Annotated in this window: 21 protein-coding genes; 7 read left to right on the top strand and 14 right to left on the bottom strand. The window is 71.4% G+C overall.

Annotated elements, in window-relative coordinates:
• Positions 1 to 13: 13 nt before the first annotated feature.
• The 8 genes from AB4Z02_RS09350 to AB4Z02_RS09315 are packed head-to-tail and all read right to left on the bottom strand — an operon-like array spanning position 14 to position 9,557.
• Entirely contained in the window at positions 14 to 1,474 is a 1,461-nt protein-coding gene (locus tag AB4Z02_RS09350; protein ID WP_441970526.1) for an NAD-dependent succinate-semialdehyde dehydrogenase, read from the bottom strand.
• Complete coding sequence (gene speB, locus AB4Z02_RS09345; protein ID WP_441970524.1) at positions 1,474 to 2,595, bottom strand: agmatinase; 1,122 nt, start codon at positions 2,593 to 2,595, stop codon at positions 1,474 to 1,476. Before speB ends, AB4Z02_RS09350 begins: the two co-directional genes overlap by 1 nt.
• A 34-nt stretch (positions 2,596 to 2,629) precedes the next feature.
• Positions 2,630 to 3,907, bottom strand: a complete 1,278-nt coding sequence (locus AB4Z02_RS09340; RefSeq protein ID WP_441970522.1) for a saccharopine dehydrogenase family protein — start codon at positions 3,905 to 3,907, stop codon at positions 2,630 to 2,632.
• A gap of 16 nt (positions 3,908 to 3,923) precedes the next feature.
• Positions 3,924 to 4,718, bottom strand: coding sequence for an ABC transporter permease (locus AB4Z02_RS09335; RefSeq protein WP_441970520.1), 795 nt, complete (start codon positions 4,716 to 4,718; stop codon positions 3,924 to 3,926).
• A gap of 1 nt (position 4,719) precedes the next feature.
• Positions 4,720 to 5,664: an ABC transporter permease gene (locus AB4Z02_RS09330; protein ID WP_441970518.1), complete on the bottom strand. Its 945-nt coding sequence runs from the start codon at positions 5,662 to 5,664 to the stop codon at positions 4,720 to 4,722.
• Positions 5,657 to 6,811, bottom strand: coding sequence for an ABC transporter ATP-binding protein (locus tag AB4Z02_RS09325; protein ID WP_441970517.1), 1,155 nt, complete (start codon positions 6,809 to 6,811; stop codon positions 5,657 to 5,659). Before AB4Z02_RS09325 ends, AB4Z02_RS09330 begins: the two co-directional genes overlap by 8 nt.
• Positions 6,812 to 6,813: 2 nt before the next feature.
• Positions 6,814 to 8,043 carry an ABC transporter substrate-binding protein gene (locus tag AB4Z02_RS09320; RefSeq protein ID WP_441970515.1) on the bottom strand — a complete coding sequence of 410 codons (1,230 nt, stop codon included), beginning with the start codon at positions 8,041 to 8,043 and terminating at the stop codon, positions 6,814 to 6,816.
• A gap of 23 nt (positions 8,044 to 8,066) precedes the next feature.
• On the bottom strand, positions 8,067 to 9,557 hold the full coding sequence (locus AB4Z02_RS09315; RefSeq protein ID WP_441970513.1) for a gamma-aminobutyraldehyde dehydrogenase: 1,491 nt from the start codon (positions 9,555 to 9,557) through the stop codon (positions 8,067 to 8,069).
• Between the two features lie 166 nt (positions 9,558 to 9,723).
• Between AB4Z02_RS09315 and AB4Z02_RS09310 the strand changes: the two genes are divergently transcribed.
• Genes AB4Z02_RS09310 through AB4Z02_RS09285 form a run of 6 tightly spaced genes read left to right on the top strand, consistent with a single transcriptional unit; the run spans position 9,724 to position 15,229 of the window.
• Complete coding sequence (locus tag AB4Z02_RS09310; protein WP_056883671.1) at positions 9,724 to 10,200, top strand: Lrp/AsnC family transcriptional regulator; 477 nt, start codon at positions 9,724 to 9,726, stop codon at positions 10,198 to 10,200.
• Positions 10,197 to 11,636: an aspartate aminotransferase family protein gene (locus AB4Z02_RS09305; protein WP_056883670.1), complete on the top strand. Its 1,440-nt coding sequence runs from the start codon at positions 10,197 to 10,199 to the stop codon at positions 11,634 to 11,636. The genes AB4Z02_RS09310 and AB4Z02_RS09305 overlap by 4 nt, the downstream gene beginning before the upstream one ends.
• Before the next feature lie 7 nt (positions 11,637 to 11,643).
• Positions 11,644 to 13,038 (top strand): NAD(P)/FAD-dependent oxidoreductase, encoded by a 1,395-nt coding sequence (locus AB4Z02_RS09300; protein WP_441970510.1) that lies wholly within the window; start codon positions 11,644 to 11,646, stop codon positions 13,036 to 13,038.
• Between the two features lie 59 nt (positions 13,039 to 13,097).
• Complete coding sequence (locus tag AB4Z02_RS09295; protein WP_441970508.1) at positions 13,098 to 13,487, top strand: pyridoxamine 5'-phosphate oxidase family protein; 390 nt, start codon at positions 13,098 to 13,100, stop codon at positions 13,485 to 13,487.
• A 24-nt stretch (positions 13,488 to 13,511) separates the two neighbouring features.
• Entirely contained in the window at positions 13,512 to 14,711 is a 1,200-nt protein-coding gene (locus AB4Z02_RS09290) for an LOG family protein (RefSeq protein WP_441970506.1), read from the top strand.
• Positions 14,708 to 15,229 carry a DUF1990 family protein gene (locus tag AB4Z02_RS09285; RefSeq protein ID WP_441970504.1) on the top strand — a complete coding sequence of 174 codons (522 nt, stop codon included), beginning with the start codon at positions 14,708 to 14,710 and terminating at the stop codon, positions 15,227 to 15,229. The genes AB4Z02_RS09290 and AB4Z02_RS09285 overlap by 4 nt, the downstream gene beginning before the upstream one ends.
• Before the next feature lie 72 nt (positions 15,230 to 15,301).
• Here the strand turns inward: AB4Z02_RS09285 and purU are convergent, their stop codons facing one another.
• The 6 genes from purU to pyrH form a co-directional block, all read right to left on the bottom strand.
• Positions 15,302 to 16,186 carry a formyltetrahydrofolate deformylase gene (purU, locus tag AB4Z02_RS09280; RefSeq protein WP_056883666.1) on the bottom strand — a complete coding sequence of 295 codons (885 nt, stop codon included), beginning with the start codon at positions 16,184 to 16,186 and terminating at the stop codon, positions 15,302 to 15,304.
• A 9-nt stretch (positions 16,187 to 16,195) separates the two neighbouring features.
• Positions 16,196 to 17,389, bottom strand: a complete 1,194-nt coding sequence (locus tag AB4Z02_RS09275; RefSeq protein WP_441970502.1) for a monooxygenase — start codon at positions 17,387 to 17,389, stop codon at positions 16,196 to 16,198.
• Between the two features lie 74 nt (positions 17,390 to 17,463).
• Positions 17,464 to 18,699 (bottom strand): 23S rRNA (adenine(2503)-C(2))-methyltransferase RlmN, encoded by a 1,236-nt coding sequence (gene rlmN, locus AB4Z02_RS09270; RefSeq protein ID WP_056883665.1) that lies wholly within the window; start codon positions 18,697 to 18,699, stop codon positions 17,464 to 17,466.
• A gap of 78 nt (positions 18,700 to 18,777) precedes the next feature.
• Entirely contained in the window at positions 18,778 to 19,674 is an 897-nt protein-coding gene (locus AB4Z02_RS09265; RefSeq protein ID WP_056883664.1) for a phosphatidate cytidylyltransferase, read from the bottom strand.
• 65 nt (positions 19,675 to 19,739) lie between these two features.
• Entirely contained in the window at positions 19,740 to 20,297 is a 558-nt protein-coding gene (frr, locus tag AB4Z02_RS09260; protein ID WP_056883663.1) for a ribosome recycling factor, read from the bottom strand.
• Positions 20,298 to 20,378: 81 nt separating this feature from the next.
• Positions 20,379 to 21,098 carry a UMP kinase gene (pyrH, locus tag AB4Z02_RS09255; RefSeq protein WP_056884124.1) on the bottom strand — a complete coding sequence of 240 codons (720 nt, stop codon included), beginning with the start codon at positions 21,096 to 21,098 and terminating at the stop codon, positions 20,379 to 20,381.
• Between the two features lie 226 nt (positions 21,099 to 21,324).
• On the opposite strand from pyrH, the gene AB4Z02_RS09250 reads away from it, so the two are divergent.
• Positions 21,325 to 23,286: a M13 family metallopeptidase gene (locus AB4Z02_RS09250; protein ID WP_441970498.1), complete on the top strand. Its 1,962-nt coding sequence runs from the start codon at positions 21,325 to 21,327 to the stop codon at positions 23,284 to 23,286.
• The last annotated feature ends 8 nt before the right edge of the window (positions 23,287 to 23,294 follow it).

The following is a 23,294-nucleotide window of genomic DNA, read 5'->3' as shown; positions in this document are numbered from 1 at the left end:
AGCTCACGTCAGCTCACGGGGCGATGCCGACGTAGGTGGTCTCGAGGTACTCCTCGATGCCCTCGAACCCGCCCTCGCGGCCGAAGCCGGACGCCTTGACGCCGCCGAACGGGGCGGCGGGGTTGGAGATGATGCCCTGGTTGATGCCGATCATCCCGTACTCCAGCGCCTCGCTGACCCGGATGACCCGGCTGAGGTCGTTGGTGAACACGTAGGAGGCCAGGCCGTACTCCGTGCCGTTGGCGAGGTCGATGGCCTCGCGCTCGGTGCGGAACGAGGCGATCGGCGCGACGGGGCCGAAGATCTCCTCGGTCATCATCCGCGCGTCCTTGCGGACCCCGGTGATGACGGTGGGCTCGTAGAAGTAGCCACGCCCGGGAGCCGCCTTGCCGCCGGTGACGATGGTCGCGCCCTGGGCGCGGGCGTGCTCGACCAGCTCGGCCACGCCGTCGCGGGCCTTGCCGTCGATGAGCGGACCGACGTCGACGCCCTTCTTGGTGCCCTTGCCCAGGGTCAGGGCGCCCATCCGCTTGGCCAGCCGCTCGGCGAAGTCGTCGAGCACGCTCTCGTGCACGTAGAACCGGTTGGCCGCGGTGCAGGCCTCGCCGATGTTGCGCATCTTGGCGAGCATGGCGCCCTCGACGGCCCGGTCGAGGTCGGCGTCCTCGAACACGATGAACGGGGCGTTGCCGCCGAGCTCCATGGAGACGCGCAGCAGCTGCTCGGCCGACTGCTCGACCAGGCGGCGGCCGACCGCGGTGGAGCCGGTGAAGGTGAGCTTGCGCAGCCGCGGGTCACGGATGACCGGCTCGATGACGTCGCCGGTGCGGGTCGTGGTGATGACGTTGAGGACGCCGTCGGGCAGGCCGCACTCACGCAGCAGCTCGGCCAGGGCCAGCATCGTCAGCGGCGTCTGGCTGGCGGGCTTGACCACCATGGTGCAGCCGGCCGCGATCGCCGGGCCGATCTTGCGGGTGCCCATGGCGAGCGGGAAGTTCCACGGCGTGATCATCAGCGTGGGCCCGACGGGCTTCTTCATCGTGAGCAGGCGGGTGGCGCCGTTGGGGGCGGTCGACCAGCGGCCGCTGATGCGCACGGCCTCCTCGGAGAACCACCGGAAGAACTCGGCGCCGTAGGTCACCTCGCCCCGGGACTCGAGCAGGGTCTTGCCCATCTCCAGGGTCATGAGGGTGGCAAAGTCCTCGGCGCGCTCGGTGATCTTCTCGAACGCCGCGCGCAGGATCTCCCCACGGTCCCGGGGCGGCGTCGCGGCCCAGTCCCCTTGCGCTGCAACGGCTGCGTCGAGCGCGGCCTTGCCGTCGGCGACCGTGGCGTCGGCGACGTGCGCGAGGACGGACCCGCTGGAGGGGTCCTCCACCGCGAGGGTCGTGCCGTCACTGCTGTCGCGCCAGCGACCGCCGATGAGCAGGCCCTTGGGGACGGACTCGACGAGCGACTTCTGGGTGGTGGCCATCAGGACTGCTCCTCCGTGGGTGCGTGGTCGTGAGCGTGGTCGTGCGGTTGGTCGTGCGTCTCGTGGGTGTGGTGGTGGCCCGGGATGTGGCCCTCGGGTATGGCGCCCGCGCGGCCCGCGAGCAGGGGCTGGGCCGGGTCCCACCGCGTCCCGTCGCGGGCGTCGCGCCGACGGCGGGCGATCGCCGAGAGCGCCTCGAGGACGACGCGGTTGGCGAGCGCGGCGGTGATGTCGGCGTGGTCGTAGGGAGGGCTGACCTCCACGACGTCGACGCCGACCACCGGCAGCTCGAGGCAGATCCTGCGCACCGAGTCGAGCAGCTCTCGCGCCGACAGCCCGCCCGGTTCCGGCGTGCCCGTCCCCGGCGCGTGCCCGGGGTCGCAGACGTCGATGTCGACGGAGAGGAAGACGCCCTCGCACTCGTCGGTGGCGATGGTGAACGCCTCGGTGAGGCACTCCTGCAGGCCGCGGTGGACGATCTCCGTCATCTCGAACGAGCGCATCTGCTGCCCGGCCATCCAGTCGAGCGTCTCCGGTGGCGGCCAGTAGCCGCGCAGCCCGACCTGGAGGAACCGGTCGCCGCGCAGGGCGCCGGACTCGATCAGCCGTCGCATGGGCTGCCCGTGACCCCACAGTGAACCGAACTCGATGTCGCCGGTGTCGGCGTGGGCGTCGAAGTGGATCATCGAGACGCGTCCGTGGCCCAGCACGTTGGCGACGCCCTTGGCGTCGGGGAAGGCGATGGAGTGGTCGCCCCCGAGCACGACCGGTATGGCGCCCGCCCGCGCCACCTTCCCGACCGCCGCCTCGAGCTTGGGCAGGGAGCGCTCGATGTCGCCGGAGTACATCTCGACGTCGCCCGCGTCGAGGACCTTGAGGTCGACGAGGCCGTCGGTGCGCAGCGCCAGGGAGGGACGCGAGCCGTCGTGGGGCAGGTAGTCGGTCATCCGGATCGCCTGCGGCCCGAACCGCGTGCCGGGGCGGTGCGAGGTGCCGCCGTCGAAGGGTGCGCCCACGATGACGACGTCGGCGCCGGCATACGTGGACTCGTCGTCGAGGTCGCACCGGTCGACCCCGAGGAAGGTGAAGTCGGGACCGTACTGCTGCCCGTATCGCGTCATGGTCCGACCCTAGTCCGGTTGCGCCTCAACGGCTTCAGCGGTCCTCCATGCCCCAGGGCGACCCGTAGCCCTCGGGCTTCGGCGCCCCGAGCAGCTCCAGGAACGGCACCGCGTCGAAGGACTCCGGGCCCCTCACGCCTGCGCCCTTCCAGACCCCGGTGGCGATGAGCTCGAGGGCGACCACGGGGTTGACCGCGGTCTGCCACACCACGCACTGCGCGCCGTACTCGCGCATCGTGTCCTCGTTGTCGGACACGTGGTAGAGGTAGGTGCGCCGCGGGCTGCCGTCCTTGCCGGTGCCCGTGACCCAGAGCCCGGCACAGGTCTTGCCCTTCATGCGGGGGCCGATGGTCGCCGGGTCGGGCAGGACCGCCGCGACGACGTCGCGCGGGGAGACCCGGACCCCCTTGACGCTGACGGGGTCGGTGCGGTCGAGCCCGAGCGTGTGCAGGGTGCGCAGGATGGTGATGAGCTCCTCACCGAGGCCGTACTTGAAGGTGACGCGGTCGGCGTCGACCCACCGCGGCATGAGCAGGACCTCTTCGTGCTCGACGTGCACGCACTCGACCGGCCCGATGCCCTCGGGGAAGTCGAAGACCTCGGGCTCGCTGAACGCCGGCAGGGTGAAGAACCCGGCCTCGACGTCACCGCCGGCCGCGGCCGCCCGGGCCTTCTCCCAGACCACGGGAGGGTTGAGGCACTCCTCGATGATCGTCCACATGGAGAAGCCCGGGGCGAAGGTCTCGTTGCCGTCCTCGTCGAGGACGGCAAGGTTGGCGCCGTCGCGGGTGCCGAGCTCCTCGATGTGGGAGAACAGGTGGTCCGCGGCATAGCGGGCGAAGACGTCGGAGAGGCCGGGCTCGACGCCCATGCCGAGCAGCGCCAGCTGGCCGGCCGACTCCCACTCCCCCGCCATCGCGAACTGCTCGTCGCCGAGCTTGACCCCCGCCTGGGAGCAGGGCTCCTGCGGGTGGCGCTGCGACAGGCTCATGGCCATGTCGAGGTAGCCGGCCCCGGCTGCCAGCGCGCCCCGGAAGATCGGCATCACGAACCGCGGGTCGACGGCGTTGAACACGTGCGTCGCCTCGTGCTTGAGTGCGAGGGCCGCGACCGCAGCCCCGTCCGAGGCGTCGACCTGGTCTGCGACCAGCCGCGACTCGCCGTCCCGCCGGGAGGAGGCCGCAGCCACCGTCGCCTTGGCCCGGGCGAGGTCGTAGTCGGCCACCACGAGGAGCTCGAAGAAGTCACGCTCGACGGCGATGCGCGCGGCGGCGTCACCGACGCCGCCGGCGCCGATCATGAGGATGCGCATGGGTGTCCTTGCAGGCCTAGGCCACGCGCTGGGCGCGGCGGGCGGAGACGGTCTGCGCCCCCAGGACGATCAGCACCGACGCGAGGAACATCACCGTCCCGATGACGTTGATCTGCACCGGCGTGCCGCGCTGGGCGGCACCCCACACGTACATGGGGAAGGTCACCGAGCTCGGGCTGGCGTTGAAGTTGGTGATGATGAAGTCGTCGAACGACAGGGAGAAGGCGAGCAGCGCCCCGGCAGCGATCCCGGGCGCGGCCAGCGGCAGCGTCACCCGCATGAAGGTGGACACCGGCGGCGAGCCGAGATCTGACGCCGCCTCCTCGAGCCGCGGGTCCAGGGTGGCGACGCGGGCCTTGACGGCGACGACGACGAAGGAGACGCAGAACATGATGTGGGCGATGAGGATCGCGAGTGCGCCGGTCTGCAGCCCGATGTTGAGGAACAGCGCGAGCAGGCTCGACCCCAGGACCACCTCGGGCGTCGCCATCGGCATGAAGATGAGCAGGTTGGTGCTCGCGCGTCCCCGGAAGCGGTGCCGCCCCAGGGCGAACGCGACCATCGACCCGAGCACCGTCGCGACGACCGAGGCGGTGATCCCGATCTTCAGGCTGAGCCCCAGCGAGTCGCAGATTCCTGCCGCACCGCACGGGTTGGTCCAGGCGTTCGTGGAGAACCGCACCCAGTCGATGTTGTAACGGCCGTTGGGCTTGTTGAACGAGAAGATGATGACGATCACGTTGGGGATCAAGAGGATCGCCAACGTCACCATCGCGACGAAGGCCAGCAGGTGCCTGCGTACCCAGCTCATCTCACACCAGCTCCTCGGTGCCGGCCCGGCGGACGTAGAACGTCACCAGCGCCAGGATCATGACGAGCAGGACGAAGGACAGCGCCGCCGCCATCGGGTAGTCGAGCACCCGCAGGAACTGGCTGTCGATGACCTGCCCGATCATCACGGTCTGGGTGTTGCCCAGCAGCCGCGAGTTGATGTAGTCGCCCGCCGCCGGGATGAAGGTCAGCAGCGTGCCCGAGACGACGCCGGGTAGCGAGAGCGGCCAGGTGATGCGCCGGAACGTCTCCCGCGGGGTGGCGTAGAGGTCGCGGGCCGCCTCCAGCAGCCGGCCGTCGAGCCGGTCGAGCGAGGTGTAGAGCGGCAGGATCATGAACGGCAGGAAGTTGTAGGTCAGGCCCCAGATGACCGAGAACTTGCTGTAGAGCAGCGAGTCGTTGTTGGCCAGGCCCACGACCTGGAGCAGGTCGGTGAAGTGGATCGCGCGCGCGAACTTCGCCACCACGAAGTTGTCGGACAGCAGGGTCTGCCACGCCATCGTGCGGATCAGGAAGCTCGTGAAGAACGGTGCGATCACGAGCACGAGCAAGACGTACTTGCTGCGACCGCGGCGGCTGGCGATGAAGTAGGCCAGTGGGTATCCGAGCAGCAGGGCCAGCACCGTGGCGCTCGCGGAGTAGCCGAGGGAGCGCAGCAGCTGCGGCCAGTAGCGGGACAGAGCGTCGACGAAGATGCCGACGTTGCCCGTGAAGACGTAGCCGTCGTCGACGTTGCCCTCCTGCATGGACTGCGAGCCCAGCGTGACCATGGGGGCGACGTAGAAGACCAGGAGCCAGAGCAGCCCGGGGGCGAGGAGCAGGTAGGGCACCCAGTTGCGGCGTCCCCGGCGGCGAGGTGGCTTCGCCCGCTCGGGCGCCTCTTCCATGGCCGCGGCCGGCCCGAGGGTCGCCGGGGCGCTACTCATCGCCGATCCCGATGCCCGCGTCCTCGTCCTGCTGCTGGTCCAGCAGGAACTCGTGACCCGGGTCCCAGGAGACCGAGACGTTCTCGCCGACCGCGTACCGGGGCGACCCGTCGTTCTGCTGGACGAGCGTGATCTCGTGGCCCCACGGCATGCGCACGAGGTAGTGGGTGGCGACGCCGGTGAAGGACGCGTCGGTCACCGCTCCCCGGAGCACGTTGCGCCCCTGCTCACCGAGCCGCAGCTTCTCGGGCCGTACGCCCAGCCATACCTCCGTGATGCCCTCCGGCACCCGCCCGGCGTCGACGGCCACCTCGTGGCCGTGGACCTTGGCAGTGACGATGCCGTCGGTGCGTTCCCCCGTCAGGGTCGCCTCGAGCAGGTTGGACTGGCCCAGGAAGTTGGCCACGAAGGTCGTCGCGGGGCGCTCGTAGAGCGTGGCGGGGTCGCCGAGCTGCTCGATGCGCCCAGCGTTCATCACCGCGATGGTGTCGGCCATCGTCATGGCCTCCTCCTGGTCGTGCGTGACGTGGATGAAGGTGAGGCCGACATCGGACTGGATCCGCTTGAGCTCGATCTGCATCTGGCGCCGCAGCTTGAGGTCGAGCGCCCCGAGCGGCTCGTCGAGCAGGAGCACGTCGGGCCGGTTGACGATCGCCCTGGCGAGGGCCACGCGCTGCTGCATGCCACCGGACAGCTGGGCCGGCTTCTTGCGCGCGACCTCGGCGAGCTCGACGAGCTCGAGCGCCTCCTGCGCCTTCCGCTTGGCGTCCTTGTCGCCTCGGCGCTTGAGCCCGAACGTCACGTTGTCCAGCACGCTCATGTGCGGGAAGAGCGCGTAGGACTGGAACACGGTGTTGACGTTGCGCTGGTAGGCCTTCGCCGCCGTGATGTCCTTGTCACCGATGAAGATCTTCCCCGTGGTGGGCTCCTCGAGACCCGCGACCATGCGCAAGGTCGTCGTCTTGCCGCAGCCGGAGGGCCCGAGCAGTGCGAAGAACGTGCCACCCGGCACCGTGAGGTTGAGCGGGTGCACTGCGGTGAAGGTCTCGAACTCCTTGCCCAGGTCGACCAGGCGGAGGTCCTCGGTCACGCCGGAGCGCTCGCGGGTCGGGACGGTGCGCTCACGCTCGGCAGGGGTCGTGGTCATGGTCAGCTCGCCGTCAGTTCGGAGAAGGCCGCGTTGAACTTGGTCTCCTCGGCGGACGTCAGCCCACGGAAGACGTGGGCTCGGGACAGGGTCTTCTCGTCGGGGAAGATGAGGGGGTTCTTCGCGATGTCGGGGTCAGCCTTCTCGAGGATCTGCTTGGTGTCGCGGACCGGCGAGATGTAGTTGACGTAGTCCACGACCTGCGCCATGACCGCCGGCTCGTAGTAGTAGTTGATGAGCACCTCGGCGTTCTTCTTGTGCTTGGCCATGGCCGGGATGACGAAGTTGTCCGACCACAACGTGCACCCGGTCTCGGGCAGCACGTAGCCGAGCGAGGGGTTGTCGGCCTGCAGCTGCACGACGTCACCGGTCCACGCCACGCAGGCGGCGGTGTCGCCCGACGCCAGTGGCTTGGTGTACTCGTTGCCGGTCCAGCCCTTGATCTGGCCGGCGTCCTTGGCCTTCTTCAGCTCGTCGATCGCGGCCATGTAGTCGGCCTCGGTGAAGGTCTCGAGCTTCTTGCCCATCGCGAGCATGACCAGCCCCACCGTGTCGCGCATCTCGGTGAGCAGCGTGACCCTTCCCTTGAGGGCCGGGTCGGTCAGCAGCTGGTCGACGCTCTCGACCTTCTTGCCACCGGTTGCCTTGGGGTTGTAAGCGATTCCCGCGAACCCGCTCTGCCACGGCATGGAGTAGAGCCGACCCGGGTCGAACTCGACCGTGACCAGGCTGTCCTCGATGTTCTTGTGGTTCGGGATGTTGGCCAGCTCGAGCCGCTGCGCGAACCCCTGTCGGATCAGGCGGGCCACCATCCAGTCCGTGCTGCACCAGACGTCACGACCCGTGTCGTTGCCGGCGGCCAGCAGCGGCCGCACCTTGGCGTAGAACTCGTCGTTGTCGTTGTAGTCCTCGGTGTAGTTGACCTTGATCCCGAACTTCTTCGTGAACTCGTCGAGCGACGGCCGCCGCTGCGTCTTGTCGTCCACGTCGATGTACTCGGGCCAGTTCGACCAGTTGATGACCTTCTCCGAGGCGGAGAGGTCCTGGGCCGCCTTCGCCACCGGTGTGGTGGCCGCCGCTCCCCGCGCCCCGGGGTTGCGGCCCTTGACGCCACAGCTGGAGAGGGCGCCGGCGACGCCGAGGCCACCGATCCCTGCCATGAAACCGCGACGGCTGACGAGTCCACGTGCGAGCGCCGCCTTGAAGGCCAGGTGCTCGGTCGGCTGTGCCATGTGATCTTCTCTCTGCTGCCGGTCTAGCTGTCGATGTTGGCCATGACGTGCTTGATGCGGGTGTAGTCCTCGAAGCCGTACATCGACAGGTCCTTGCCGTAGCCCGACTTCTTGAACCCGCCGTGCGGCATCTCGGCCACGATCGGGATGTGGGTGTTGATCCAGACGCAGCCGAAGTCGAGCGCCTTGGACACCCGCATGGCCCGGCCGAAGTCCTTGGTCCAGACGCTGGAGGCGAGGCCGTAGTCGACGCCGTTGGCCCAGCGGATGGCCTCCTGCTCGTCGGTGAACCGCTGGACCGTGATGACCGGGCCGAAGATCTCGTCCTGGATGACCTCGTCGTCCTGGTTGAGCCCCGACAGCACGGTCGGCTCGAGGAAGAACCCGTCGCCGAGGGCGGACAGCCGCTGGCCACCGGCTGCGACCGAGGCGTGGTCGGGCAGGCGGGACAGGAAGCCCTCGACCCGCTCGAGCTGGTTGCGGTTGTTGACCGGGCCGAGGAGCGCGTCCTCGTCGTCGGGCAGGCCCACCTTGGCCGAGGTCTTGGCGTACTCCCCCAGGGCCGCGACGAAGTCGTCGTGGATGTGCGGGGCCGCGAGGACGCGGGTGGCCGCGGTGCAGTCCTGGCCGGCGTTGAAGTACCCGGCCACGGCGATGCCCTCGACGGCGGCCTCGATGTCGGCGTCGTCGAAGACGATGACGGGAGCCTTGCCGCCGAGCTCGAGGTGCACGCGCTTGAGGCCGTGGCTCGCGCTCTCGGCCACCTGCATACCCGCCCGCACTGAGCCGGTGATGGCCACCAGCGACGGCGTACGGTGCTCGACCACCGCCCGGCCGGTGTCCCGGTCGCCGGTCACGACGTTGAAGGTGCCCGCCGGCAGGAACTCCGAGGCGATCTCGGCCATGAGCAGGGTCGTCTCGGGGGTGGTGTCCGACGGCTTCAGGACGATGGTGTTGCCGGCGGCCAGCGCCGGGCCGATCTTCCAGACCGCCATCATCATCGGGTAGTTCCACGGCGTCACCTGGCCGACGACGCCGATGGGCTCACGGCGTACCCAGCTCGTGTGGCCCCTCATGTACTCCCCCGCCGCGCGGCCCTCGAGCACGCGGGCGGCCCCGGCGAAGAACCGCAGCTGGTCCACCATCGGCGGCAGCTCCTCGCTCGCGGTGAGGGCATGCGGCTTGCCGGTGTTCTCCGACTCCAGCCGGACGAACTCGTCGGCCCGCTTCTCGATCGCGTCGGCGAACTTCAGGAGCGCCTGCTGCCGCTCGCTGGGGGTCGTCCGGCCCCACTCCTCGAACGCCCTGCTGGCCGACGCGTATGCCGCGTCGACGTCCTCGGCGGTGGACACCGGGGCCTTGGCCACCACCTGGGCGGTGACGGGGCTGACGATGTCGGACGTGGCGTCCGTCTGCGCGTCGACGTACTGGCCGTCGATGAAGTTGCGCAGCCTGCGCGGGCCCGCGGGGCTCGCGGTCGCGGCTTCTGACGTGGCGGTCACTGTCACTCCCATGCGTTTCGGGTACGGATTCCGGTGGCTGCACTGTAACCGCACCCCCGCTGATTCCACTAGGTTCTCGCGCAGAGAATGCTGAAAACGAAACCATCGAGCCGAATCGGCAACCGATTCCGTAGCGCGGGGACTTGCGCCAAACGGCGGCGACCGACACCATGGCGGCGTGACCCGCACCCCCGGCAACGGCTCCGACGTGCGCCTCGACGACGTGTCGAAGGCGATCATCGAGCAGCTGCAGGAGGACGGGCGGCAGTCCTACGCCACGATCGCCAAGCGCGTCGGACTGTCGGAGGCGGCGGTGCGCCAGCGCGTGCAGCGCCTCCTCGACCAGGAGGTCATGCAGATCGTCGCGGTGACCGACCCTCTCCAGGTGGGGTTCCGCCGCCAGGCCATGATCGGCATCCGCGTCGACGGGGACCTGACCCCGGTCGGCGACGCCTTGTCGGCCATGGACGAGGTCGACTACGTGGTCACCACGGCCGGGTCTTTCGACATCCTCGCCGAGGTCGTCTGCGAGGACGACAACGACTTGCTGGAGCTCCTGACCACCCGCATCCGCACGCTTCCCGGCGTGCAGACGACCGAGACCTTCGTCTACCTGAAACTCAACAAGCAGCACTACAACTGGGGTACCCGATGACCACTGAGCCCACCGCCGCCTACGAACCGTCCTCCGACCTGCGCACCCCCACCGGGGCGCTCTACTCCGAGGCGGCCCGTGACCACCTCTGGATGCACTTCACGCGGCACTCGGTCTTCGAGGACCGCAGCGAGGGCGGCCTGGCCCACAGCGTCCCCATCATCGTGCGCGGTGAGGGCCACAAGATCTGGGACGACCGCGGCAACGAGTACATCGACGGCCTGGCCGGGCTCTTCGTCGTGCAGGTCGGCCACGGGCGCGTCGAGCTCGCCGAGGCCGCCGCCAAGCAGGCCAAGGACCTCGCGTTCTTCCCCCTGTGGTCCTACGCCCACCCGCGTGCCATCGAGCTCGCCGAGCGCCTGGCAGCGGGCGCTCCCGGCGACCTCAACCGCGTCTTCTTCACCACCGGCGGCGGTGAGGCCGTCGAGACCGCGTGGAAGCTCGCCAAGCAGTACTTCAAGCTCACCGGCAAGCCGACCAAGCACAAGGTCATCAGCCGGGCCGTCGCCTACCACGGCACCCCTCAGGGCGCGCTGTCCATCACCGGCATCCCGGCGGCCAAGGAGATGTTCGAGCCGCTCGTGCCCGGCGCCTTCAAGGTCCCGAACACCAACCTCTACCGCGCCCCGGAGCACCTGCGCGAGGACGAGAAGGCGTTCGGCCGCTGGGCCGCCGACCGCATCGCCGAGGCCATCGAGTTCGAGGGCCCCGACACCGTCGCAGCCGTCTTCCTCGAGCCGGTGCAGAACTCCGGTGGCTGCTTCCCGCCGCCGCCCGGCTACTTCGAGCGCGTCCGCGAGATCTGCGACGAGTACGACGTGCTGCTCGTCTCCGACGAGGTCATCTGCTCGTTCGGCCGCATCGGCTCCATGTTCGCGTGCGACGACTTCAACTACGTGCCCGACATCATCACCTGCGCGAAGGGCATGACGTCCGGGTACTCCCCCATCGGCGCGATGATCGCCAGCGACCGGTTGTTCGAGCCGTTCAAGAAGGGCACCAACTACTTCCCGCACGGCTACACCTTCGGTGGCCACCCGGTCAGCGCCGCCGTGGCGATGGAGAACCTCGACATCTTCGAGCGCGAGGGCCTCAACGACCACGTCAAGGAGAACGCCCCGCGGTTCCGGGCGACCCTGGAGAAGCTGCTCGACCTGCCGATCGTCGGCGACGTCCGCGGCGCCGGCTACTTCTACGGCATCGAGCTCGTCAAGGACAAGGAGTCGCGGGAGACGTTCAACGACGAGGAGTCCGAGCGGCTGCTGCGCGGCTACCTGTCCAAGGCCCTGTTCGACGCCGGCATCTACTGCCGCGCCGACGACCGTGGCGACCCGGTCATCCAGCTCGCGCCGCCGCTGATCATCGGCCAGCCCGAGTTCGACGACATCGAGAGCCGGCTGAGGTCCGTCCTCAAGGACGCCGAGCAGCACCTCTGAGCCCGTCGTGACCCTGCCCCTCTGGTCGGAGGGTGCGGGCGAGCAGGCCCCGTACGCCAGCGCACCGGACTTCCCGGTGCCGGCGGACGGGGCCGACTCGTCCGACCTGCCCTCCCACGCCGACGTCGTCGTCGTGGGAGGCGGCTTCACCGGCCTCTGGACCGCGCACTACCTGCTCCTCGCCGACCCGTCGCTGTCGGTGATGGTCCTCGAGGCCGAGCACGTCGGCTTCGGTGCCAGCGGACGCAACGGCGGCTGGGTGTCGGCCCTGTGGCCGGTCGGCCCCGACACCCTCGCCCGCGCCCACGGACGCGCGGCGGCAGCCGCGATGCTCGCCGAGCTCCGCGACACCGTCGACGAGGTCGGTCGGGCGTCGGCAGCGGCTGGCATCGACTGCGGCTACCACCGCGGCGGCAGCGTGGTGCTCGCGCGCTCGGCCGCCCAGGTGTCCCGGGCGAGGGCGGAGGTCGCCCATGCCGACGGCTGGGGCACCGGGACGCAGTGGCTCGACGCGGCGCAGGCGCGCGAGCGTCTCGCCGCCTCGTCGGTGCTGGGGGCGACGTTCACGCCGTACTGCGCCCGCGTCCACCCGCGACGCCTCGTCGACGGCCTCGCGGTCGCCGTCCGGCGGCAGGGAGCCGAGCTCCGGGAAGGGATCCGGGTCGCGACGATCGAGCCCGGCCGGGTCGGCCTCGTCGGGGGTGGGCAGGTCAGCGCGCGGCACGTCATCCGCGCCACCGAGGGGTGGACCCCGGGACTGCCGGGGCACCGCCGCACGGTCGCGCCCGTCTACTCGCTCATGGTGGCCACGGCACCGCTGGCCGCGTCGACGTGGGACGAGATCGGGCTGGCCGACCGCGAGGTGTTCGCCGACCACCGCCACGTCATCATCTACGGCCAGCGGACCGTCGACGACCGCCTCGCGTTCGGGGGACGCGGCGCCCCCTACCACTTCGGGTCGCGCATCCGGCCCGAGTTCGACCACGACGCAACGGTCTTCGCCGACCTGCGTGCCACGCTGACCGGCCTGCTCCCCCAGCTCGACGGGGTCGAGTTCACCCACGCGTGGGGAGGTCCGCTCGGCATCGCCCGCGACTGGCACCCCTCCGTCGGTCACGACCCGTCGACGGGCCTCGGCTGGGCGGGGGGCTACGTCGGGGACGGCGTGGCGGCCAGCAACCTGGCCGGCCGCACCCTCGCCGACCTCGTCCTCGGGCGCCGTACGCCCATCACGCAGCTGCCGTGGGTCGGGCACCGGAGCCGGCGCTGGGAGCCCGAACCCGCCCGCTGGGTCGGCATCAACGCCGGGCTCCGCCTGGCCCACCTCGCGGACGCGGAGGAGGCGCGCACCGGACGGCCTGCCCGGCTGGGGCGGCTGCTGTCGGCGGTGACCGGCCACTGAGCCGAGGGGTCCGTCGGGCGGGGCCGGCACCGTACCGACCCGGCTGGCAGACTCGGCCCGTGTCCACGCCCCCCGCCGAGCTGTCGGCCGCCGCGCTCGAGTTCGTCGCCGTCCGTCACCTCGCCACGCTGACGACACTGCGCCCCGACGGCTCGCCGCACGTCGTGCCGGTGGGGTTCACCTGGGACCCCGAGTCGCTCGTGGCGCGCGTGATCACCAGCGGGTCGAGCCTCAAGGCCCGCAACGCCGCCGCCGGCACCCGGGCCGTGCTGTGCCAGGTCGACGGCCGCGACTGGCTGTCGTTCGAGGGCCCGGCGCGGGTGCTCGACGACCGTGCGTCGGTCGCCGACGCGGAGCGGCGGTATGCCGCCCGCTACCGCGTGCCCCGCGAGAACCCCGAGCGCGTCGTCATCGAGATCGCCGTCGACCGCGTCCTCGGCAACCTCTGAAGGGCGCACCCGTAGGGTCAGGGCATGACGGCCGAGGGCAGGGACAGGCACCGTGAGGTGGAGAGCCTCGCCGCCCTAGACGCGCTCCTGGCGTCGGGGCGCCCGCTGCGCGGCCTGCGGCTGCAGGACCTCGACCTGACCGGCCGTGAGGCGGCCCTCCTCGCGCGGACCGACGTCGAGGGCCTCGTGGTGCTCGGGGGCCGGATGTCAGAGTCCCTCGACGCGCACCTGCGGGCCCACCACGCCCTGGTCTTCCCCACCGACACCCATGCGCCGGTGGACCCCTACCGCGCGAGCCTCTACTCCCCGCTCGAGCTCTACCGCGGGCTGGCCGACCGCGGCTATGCCGCGACGCCCGACGCCCGGGCCTACCGCTGGGCCAGGGAGGCTGCGGTTCACCACGATGCCTTCGTGACGCTGCTGCGCGCCATCCACGACGACTCGGTCACCGACGCCCTGGACGAGTTCGTCGACGGGCGGCCCGTCGTCGGGGTGATGGGTGGCCACGCGCTCGAACGCGGCCGCGCGGCCTACGCGGACGCCGCCCAGCTCGGCAGGACGCTGGCCCGGGCCGGTCTCGTCGTCGCGACCGGCGGCGGGCCCGGGGCCATGGAGGCGGCCAACCTGGGCGCCTACGCCACCCGGGACGACGACCTCGAGGACGCCCTGGCGCGGCTGGCGGCGGTGCCGTCGTTCCGGGACGACGTGGGCCGGTGGGCGCAGCTGGCCCTCGAGGTGCGCGAAGGCCTGGGCCCGGGGTCGGGCCGCAGCCTCGGCATCCCCACCTGGTTCTACGGCCACGAGCCCCCGGGCGTCTTCTGCGACGGCATCGCCAAGTACTTCTCCAACGCCCTGCGCGAGGACGGCCTCCTCGCGCGGTCGACCCACGGCCTGGTCGTGCTCGAAGGTGCGGCCGGCACCGTGCAGGAGGTCTTCCAGGCGGTGACCCCGCTGTTCTACGCCCTGCCCGGGGCGACCCTCCCGCCGCTGGTCCTGGTCGGCCACGAGTACTGGACCGACACCGTCCCCGTGTGGACGGCGGTGACGGCGCTCGCCCGTGGGCGGGACATGGACGGCGTGGTGCACCTCGTCCACAGCGTGCAGGAAGCCGCCGACGTCGTGACCGCCCGACTGTCGGGCGCCGACGCCGCGAGCGCCGGACCCGCGGGTGTTGACGCTCCGCCGGGTGACCGGCCCACCCCCACCCGAGAGGCCCTCCCGTGAAGCTCGCCGACCTGGCCCACCTGCCGCTCACCTACGCGCCGCAGGGGCTCACCCTCGACGGGCCGCTGCCGGCCGGTTTCCACCACCTCGCGGTGGAGCGCCGCATCGGGGCGGGCGACGCGGCCTACGCCCGGGCGGCCGCGGCCCTCATGCACTGGGCGCCGCAGCGCGGGATCGGGCTGCGGCCCGTGACCACGGCTCGCCGCGCCGCGACCGGGGTGGAGATCCTGAGCCGCCTGGTGGTCCTCCCCGTGCCCTGCCGCGTCGTCTGGACCGTCGAGGACTCCCGGCGCACCGGTTTCGGCTACGGCACGCTCGCCGGCCACCCCGAGAGCGGGGAGGAGGGCTTCCTCGTCGAGCGCCGCGGCGACGACGTGTATGCCGTGATCCGCGCCTACGCCCGCCCGGCCACCCTGCTCACCCGGCTCGGAGGCCCGCTCACCTGGGTGGGCCAGCGCGTCGCCGCCCAGGGCTACCTGCGCGCCCTCCAGCACGCCGCCGACGGCCGCCCCCGGTAGCCGCGATCCCGCCCCCGTTAGCGCGACCCCGTCACCGGACGCCGTCACCGGACACGGGGGCCGGTCGGCGCCTCAGTCGAAGACGATGGTGCGGCGGCCGCGCAGGACCACGCGGTGCTCGGCGTGCCAGCGCACGGCCCGGGCGAGCGCCATCGCCTCGAGCTCCTGCCCCACGGAGGCGAGCTGCGCCGGGCTCATGCGGTGGTCCACGCGCCGGAAGTCCTGCTCGATGATCGGCCCCTCGTCGAGGTCGGCCGTGACGTAGTGCGCGGTGGCGCCGATGACCTTGACGCCACGGTCGTGGGCCTGGGTGTAGGGCTTGGCTCCCTTGAAGCTCGGCAGCAGGGAGTGGTGGATGTTGATGACCCGGCCCGGCAGGTCTGCGCACAGCTCCGCGGACAGGATCTGCATGTAGCGCGCGAGGACGACGGTGTCCGCCTCGTAGCGGGCGATGAGCTCGCGCAGCTCCTGCTCCGCCGCTGGCTTGGTCGCGCGAGTGACGGGGACGTGGTGGAAGGGCACGCCGTGCCACTGCGCCAGCCCGCGGAAGTCCTCGTGGTTGGACACGATGGCGGGCACCTCGATGGGCAGCGAGCCGCTCTCCACCCGGAACAGCAGGTCGTTGAGGCAGTGCCCCTGCTGGCTCACCATGACCAGGACGCGGGGCCGGCGCGCGAGGTCGTGCACGGCGTACTCCATGGCGAACCTGCCGGCGACGTCGCGCAGCGCCGCGTCGACGTCGTCCACCGCGATCGGGTCGCCCTCGCGCACGAGGTGCATGCGCAGATGGAACTCCCCCGACGTGGCGTCGGCGAACTGCTGGCTGTCCAGGATCGTCAGGGCGAGCTCGAGCACCACGCCGGAGACCGCGTGGACGATGCCTCGGCGGTCGGGACAGGAGACGGTGAGGACGAACTCGCGTCCGGGCTCGGGGGCGGTGGGGGCGCTCTGCTGCACGCGCCCAGCCTAGGGGCGGGTCACCAGCACGATGCCGAGGCACATCTCGTCGGTGGTGCCCTCGCCCCAGACGACGTAGCGCTCGGGGACTCCCTGCAGCGCCGGCAGCCGGTCGCGCAGCGACTGGTCGTGGCGGCAGGTGACGGTCAGGGTGTCCCCCGGCACCAGGTGCACGGCGGGTGACACCGGTCGGCTGCCCTGGTTGTCGAAGTCCCAGACGGGCAGGTCGAGGATCGTGCGGGCACCTGGCTTACCGTGGTTGACCTCGACCGTGATGCTCCGCCCCAGCAGGTGCATGTGGCCGGCGACCGCCCGGACCGTCTCGGCCCGGCGCACCGTCCTCGTGCACGACTGGGTGCCCGAGGCCCGGATGGGGCCGCACAACAGGTGGAGGGCGTCGGCCGCGAACCCCGCCTCGGCACCGAACCGGCGCTGGACGTCGGCGACCGCCGACGCGCGGTCGCACAGCGGGCCGGTGCGGCCCGGGCGGCACGGCAGCTCCACCGGGCCGGGCAGCAGCACCGTCTGCAGCGCCGTGCGCGTGCCGTCGTCCGCCGCAACCCGCAGGCGCGCCGCACTGAGGTCGGGGTCGTGCCCGGCCAGGAGGTTGTAGTGCACCTGCATGACGATCCGCGAGCCCGCCTCGACCGGCAGGCCGAGGTCCTTCGGCAGCACCTGCTCACCGCCGCCCGGGGCCCAGGCCCCGAGCCAGGGCGCGTCCTCGAGGCCGCTGCCCTGGCTCTCGATGCCGGTGCCGCCGAAGCAGGTCCAGCCCTGTCCCGGCTGGGCCGCGTCGACGGCCTCGGCGCGCGCCACGGCGTCCGGGGGCACCCGGAAGAGGATCACGTGGTGGACCACCTTGGGGTTGCCCGGCAGGACGTCGATGCCGGTGACCATCGACGGCGCCGTGATGCCGGGGTCGAGCAGGAAGCAGCGGTAGTCGTCGGTGCCCGGGGCGGCCGGCGCCTTGGGGGTGTACGCCGCGGGCATCCGTACCGTGACGAGGCGCTCGCCCGGGCCCAGCGGCGCCGAGGGATGCGTCGGCTGCCCGGAGCCGTGGCCGTCGGTGTGACCCGACGAGCCGGACGACGTGACCGGCGCTGCGTTCCCCGGCCGACCCGTGCCGCCGGTCTGCGCGCCGGCGCACCCGGCCAGCAGGAGGGCGGCTGCGGCGAGGGCGGCCGCTGCGCGACGAGGGCTCACCTCACGAGTGTAGGCACGCCCTCCCGGCGTGGCCCCCGTCAAGGGCCCGTCCAGACGTCCGTCGAGGCGTCCGGTCAGGCGGTGGAGGCCGCGAGCTGGCCGCAGGCGCCGTCGATGTCCTGGCCGCGGGTGTCGCGGATCGTGGTGGGGATGCCGTGGGCCCGCAGCCGCTCGACGAACTGCTGCTCGACGCCGGGGCGCGAGGCGGTCCACTTCGAGCCGGGAGTCGGGTTGAGCGGGATCGGGTTGACGTGGACCCAGCCGCGGCCACGCGCGTTGAGCTTCTTCCCGAGCAGATCGGCGCGCCAGGCGTGGTCGTTGATGTCCTTGATGAGGGCGTACTCGATGCTCACGCGGCGCCCGGTGGCCTCGTAGTAGCGGTGTGCCGCGTCAAGGGCCTCGTCGACGCTCCAGCGCGTGTTGATCGGGACCAGCTCGTTGCGCAGCTCGTCGTCCGGGGCGTGCAGCGACAGCGCGAGCGTCACCGGGATGCCCTCCGCGGCGAGCTTGTCGATGGCCGGCACCAGGCCGACGGTCGACATGGTGATGCCCCGCGCGGACATGCCCAGGCCGTCCGGGGCCGGGTCGGTGAGCCGGCGGATCGCGCCGATGGCCGCCTTGTAGTTGGCCAGCGCCTCCCCCATGCCCATGAAGACGACGTTGGAGATGCGCGTCGGGCCGGTGGGCTCGGGCGCCCCGTCCTCGTCGCCGAGCTCGGCGACGTCGGCGTACGCCGTGGAGTCACCGCCCTGCCCGGCGGCACCGGTCGCCGTGGGCAGCTCACCGCGGCGCAGCATCCGGGCGGCCTGGACGACCTGCTCCACGATCTCGCCAGCCGACATGTTGCGCGTCAGGCCGGCCTGGCCGGTGGCGCAGAACGGGCAGTTCATCCCGCAGCCGGCCTGGCTGGAGATGCAGATGGTGACGCGCCTCGGGTAGCGCATGAGCACCGACTCGACGATCGCGCCGTCGTGCAGGCGCCAGGCCGACTTCACGGTCATGCCGTCGTCGGCCGTGCGCTGGACGTGCGGTGTGAGCAGCGTCGGCAGCAGGTCGCGCACCAGGTCGTCGCGGACGCCCTTGGGCAGGTCGGTCATGTCCTCGGGCGACTCCACCAGCCGCTCGAAGTAGTGGGTCGACAGCTGCTTGGCCCGGAAACCCTTGTGGCCCAGCGCCTCGACCGCGGCCTTGCGCTCGGCCGGGTCGAGGTCGGCGAGGTGGCGCGGCGGCTTCCCGCGGCGTGGCGCGGTGAAGGTCAGCGCACCGGGGGCGGGACGCGCGGTCGTGGGCTCGGGCAGGGAGGTCGTCATGGCCCCTCCAGTTTCGCAGGCCGCCGCCGAACCGCCCAATCCCCGGCTGGCAGCGCCAACCGCTCAGCGGGACCGGCCCTAGGCGGGGACGACCCAGGCGAGCAGTGCCCAAGCGACGGGGGCGACGAGGACGAGCGAGTCGAGCCGGTCCATGACCCCGCCGTGGCCGGGCAGGATCGTGCTCATGTCCTTGATGCCCAGGTCGCGCTTGATCGTCGACTCGGTGAGGTCGCCCACGGTCGCGGCCACCGCGACGCAGGCACCGAGGACGGCACCGCCCCACCAGGGTCCGTCGAGGAGCAGGACCACGGCGGCCGCGCCCCCGGCCACACAGGTCAGGACCGAGCCGGCGAAACCCTCCCAGGACTTCTTGGGGCTCACCGACGGTGCCATCGGGTGGCGGCCGAACAGCACGCCGAACGCGTAGCCGCCCACGTCCGAGAGCACGGTCACGAGGATGAAGACGATGATCCGCCGGGCCCCGTCGTCGGGCGCCAGCATCAGGGCGGCGAACCCGGCGAGGAAGGACGGGTAGACCGCCACGAACACCCCGCCGACGACGTCACGCACGGCGTCCAGCACGCCGTCGGCGATCCGCCAGAGCAGGATGCCCACGCACGTCAGGCCGAGGGTGACGATCAGCGCCTCACCGCCGCCGACGTACGCGGAGACGATCATGCTCACGCTGCCGACGAGGCTGGGTACGAGCGGGACGAGGATCGAGACCTGGTGCAGCGCGCGGCGCAGCTCCCACACACCCACGCCGACCGCCGCCACCACGATGACGAGCATGAGCTCCTTGCGCACGACCAGCGACACGATGATCAGCGCGCCGAGCCCGACCCCCACCCCGATGGCGGCCGGCAGGTTGCGGCCCGCCCGGGACGTGGAGGCTCCCCGCGCAGCCGCGCGACCGCCGTCACCGGAGCCGGAGGGGTCCTGGTGGCGCGCGCTGCGGGACTGGGGTCCGGACATGGGCAGGAGCTGCGTCGTGACTGCGTCAGGGGCTGCGTCGGTGCTCGGCAGGAGCAGCGAGCGCCTCAGACCTCGAGGAGCTCGGCCTCCTTGCCCTTGAGCAGCTCGTCGACGCTCTCGACGTACTTCTTGGTCGTGGAGTCGAGCTCCTTCTCACCACGCGCGCCGTCGTCCTCGCCGACCTCGCCGTCCTTGACCAGCTTGTCCAGCTCGTCCTTGGCCTTGCGGCGGATGTTGCGGATGGAGACCTTGGCCTCCTCGCCCTTGTGGCGCGCCAGCTTGATGTAGTCGCGGCGGCGCTCCTCGGTGAGCTGCGGCAGGACGCACCGGATGACGTTGCCGTCGTTGCTCGGGTTGACGCCGAGGTCGGAGTCGCGCAGGGTCTTCTCGATCTCGTGCATCGCCGACTTGTCGAACGGGGAGATGAGGATGGTGCGCGCCTCCGGCGTCTGGAACGACGCGAGCTGCTGCAGCGGCGTCGGCGCGCCGTAGTAGCTGACCATCAGCTTGTTGAACATCCCCGGGGTCGCCCGACCGGTGCGGATGCCCGCGAAGTCCTCCTTGGCGACCTCGACGGCCTTCTCCATCTTCTCCTCTGCCTCGAGGAGGGTCTCTTCGATCATGTCCGGCTCCTTCTGGGCGCTCCCTGCGGGGATCGCCGGTCGTGGGTGGTCAGTCGTGCGGGTGGCTGGGTCGTCGCCGACTCACCCCGGGGTGACCAGCGTCCCGATCCTCTCACCACGCAGGGCCTTGACGACGTTGCCCTCACCCTCCATGCCGAAGACGACCATGGGCAGCTTGTTGTCCATGCAGAGGCTGAAGGCGGCCGTGTCGACGACCCGCAGGCCCTGCTGCATCGCGTCCGAGTAGGTGATCTCGTCGTACTTGGTGGCCTCGGGGTGCTGCCGCGGGTCGGCGTCGTAGACCCCGTCGACCCCGTTCTTGCTCATGAGCACGGCGTCGCACTTGATCTCGAGGGCGCGCTGGGCGGAGACGGTGTCGGTGGAGAAGAACGGCATCCCGGCGCCGGCGCCGAAGATGACCACGCGCCCCTTCTCGAGGTGGCGGATCGCGCGGCGCGGGATGTAGGGCTCGGCGACCTGGCCCATCGCGATCGCGGTCTGCACCCGCGTCTCGATGCCTTCCTTCTCCAGGAAGTCCTGCAGGGCCAGGCAGTTCATGACCGTGCCGAGCATGCCCATGTAGTCGGCCCGGGTGCGGTCCATCCCCTGCTGCTGCAGCTCGGCGCCGCGGAAGAAGTTGCCGCCGCCGATGACCACGGCCACCTGGATGCCCTCGCGCACCGACTGGGCGATCTGCCGGGCGATCTGCCGCACGACGTCGGGGGCCAGGCCGACCTTGCCCCCACCGAAGACCTCGCCCGAGAGCTTGAGCAGCACGCGGCGGTGCGGGTGGGGGGCCAGGGAGACGGACGATCCGGCTGGGGCGGTCTGCTCGGTGGCAGAAGTCACGACAGATCCTCCTGGGTGGTGAGGGGGTGGCGCGGGGGTGGCGCGAGCGGTCACCGAATACTTCCACACGTTGCGCCCGGCGCCCCACCACGTGCTGCCCACCGGTTCCGCCGACCGGTTCGTGGGCCGCCCGGCCGCATGGCAGGGTGGGGCCATCGATCTGCGAAGGAGACGCACCATGAGGTCAGGCATCCTCCCCGGGCACCGCGACGAGACGGTCCGGCCCCAGGACGACCTGTTCGGCTACGCCAACGGCACCTGGGTGCGCGAGACGCAGATCCCGGGCGACCGCGGCCGCTACGGCACGTTCGACCTGCTGCGTGAGCAGTCCGACGAGCGGGTCCGCCGCCTCATCGACCGGGCCGCGGACGACACGACCGCCGAGGCCGGCTCCCCCACCCGCAAGGTGGGCGACCTCTACCGCGCGTTCATGGACGAGGAGCGGGTCGAGGCGCTGGGCCGCACGCCCATCGACGACGACCTCGACGCGATCTCCAAGATCACCGGCACCGACGAGCTCTTCCTCACCATGGGCCGGCTCCAGCGCCAGGGCCTGGCGGGCGTCATGGGCCTGCACGTCGCGCCCGACGCCAAGTCCCCCGAGGACTACATCCTCTACCTCCACCAGGGCGGCCTCGGCCTCCCGGACGAGTCCTACTACCGGGAGGAGCGCCACGCCGCGGTCCGCGAGGCCTACCTCCCGCACGTCGCCCGGATGCTGGCCCTCGCGGGGGTCGGTGACGGGTCGACCGGCGAGGACTCCCGCGCGGCCCGCGTCGTGGCCCTGGAGACCCGCCTGGCCGGCCACCACTGGGACAACGTCGCGACGCGGGACGCGGTGAAGAGCTACAACCCCAACACCCGATACGGGCTGGAGGACCTCGCCCCGGACGTGCCGTGGGAGGACTACCTGCGCGGCCTCAAGGCGAAGCAGGCCTTCGAGCACGTCGTGGTCGGCCAGCCGGAGTTCCTCGAGGGGCTGTCGGTCCTGCTCGACGAGGTCATCATCGACGACTGGCGCGACTGGCTCGCCTTCCACCTCGTCAGCGGCGCCGCTCCCCTGCTCAGCCGCGAGTTCGTCGACGCCGAGTTCGACTTCTCCGGGCGCGTCATCTCCGGCCTCCCCGAGAACCGCGACCGGTGGAAGCGCGGCGTCTCCCTCGTCGAGGGCGCGATCGGCGAGGCCGTGGGCCAGCTGTACGCCGCCGAGTTCTTCCCGCCCGCCGCCAAGGAGCGCATGCTCGAGCTGGTGGGCAACCTCGTCGAGGCGTTCCGCCGCTCCTTCGAGGGGCTGGACTGGATGGGGCCGCGGACCCGCGAGCAGGCGATGGAGAAGCTCGCCTCGTTCACCCCGAAGGTCGGCTACCCCGACGTGTGGCGCGACTACTCCGCGCTCGAGGTCGACGACGACCTGATGGGTACGGTGCGGCGGGCCAACGTCTTCGAGTTCGAGCGCCAGCTCGGCCACCTCGGCGGCCCGATCGACCGCACCGAGTGGATGATGCTGCCGCAGACGGTCAACGCCTACTACCACCCGCTGCTCAACGAGATCGTGTTCCCGGCCGGCATCCTGCAGCCGCCGTTCTTCGACCTCGACGCCGACGACGCCGTCAACTACGGCGCGATCGGCGCGGTCATCGGGCACGAGATCGGCCACGGCTTCGACGACCAGGGCTCGCGCTACGACGCCCACGGTGCGCTGCGCGACTGGTGGACCGAGGAGGACCGGGCCCGCTTCGACGAGCGCACCCAGGCGCTCATCGCCCAGTTCAGCGAGCTGTCGCCGCTGGCCTCCCCCGAGGACAAGGTCAACGGCGCCCTGACCGTGGGCGAGAACATCGGCGACCTCGGCGGCCTGGCCATCGGCTACGCCGCGTACCGCATCGCCACCGAGGGCCAGCACGTCCCCGAGCTCGACGGGCTCACCGGCCCCCAGCGCTTCTTCGTGGGCTGGGCGCAGGTCTGGTCGGGCAAGGCACGCCCCGAGGAGGCCAAGCGCCTGCTGGCCATCGACCCGCACTCGCCGACCGAGGTCCGAGCCAACGCGGTGCGCAACTGCGACGAGTTCCACGAGGCGTTCGGGGTGCGCGAGGGCGACGGCATGTGGCTGGCCCCCGAGCAGCGCGTGCACATCTTCTAGGGCCCGCG

It is taken from the genome of Pedococcus sp. 2YAF34, from assembly GCF_052114585.1.
GTDB lineage: Bacteria > Actinomycetota > Actinomycetes > Actinomycetales > Dermatophilaceae > Pedococcus.
The sequence above is the reverse complement of the archived record's forward strand: the minus strand, read 5'-3'. Positions and strand labels throughout refer to the sequence as shown.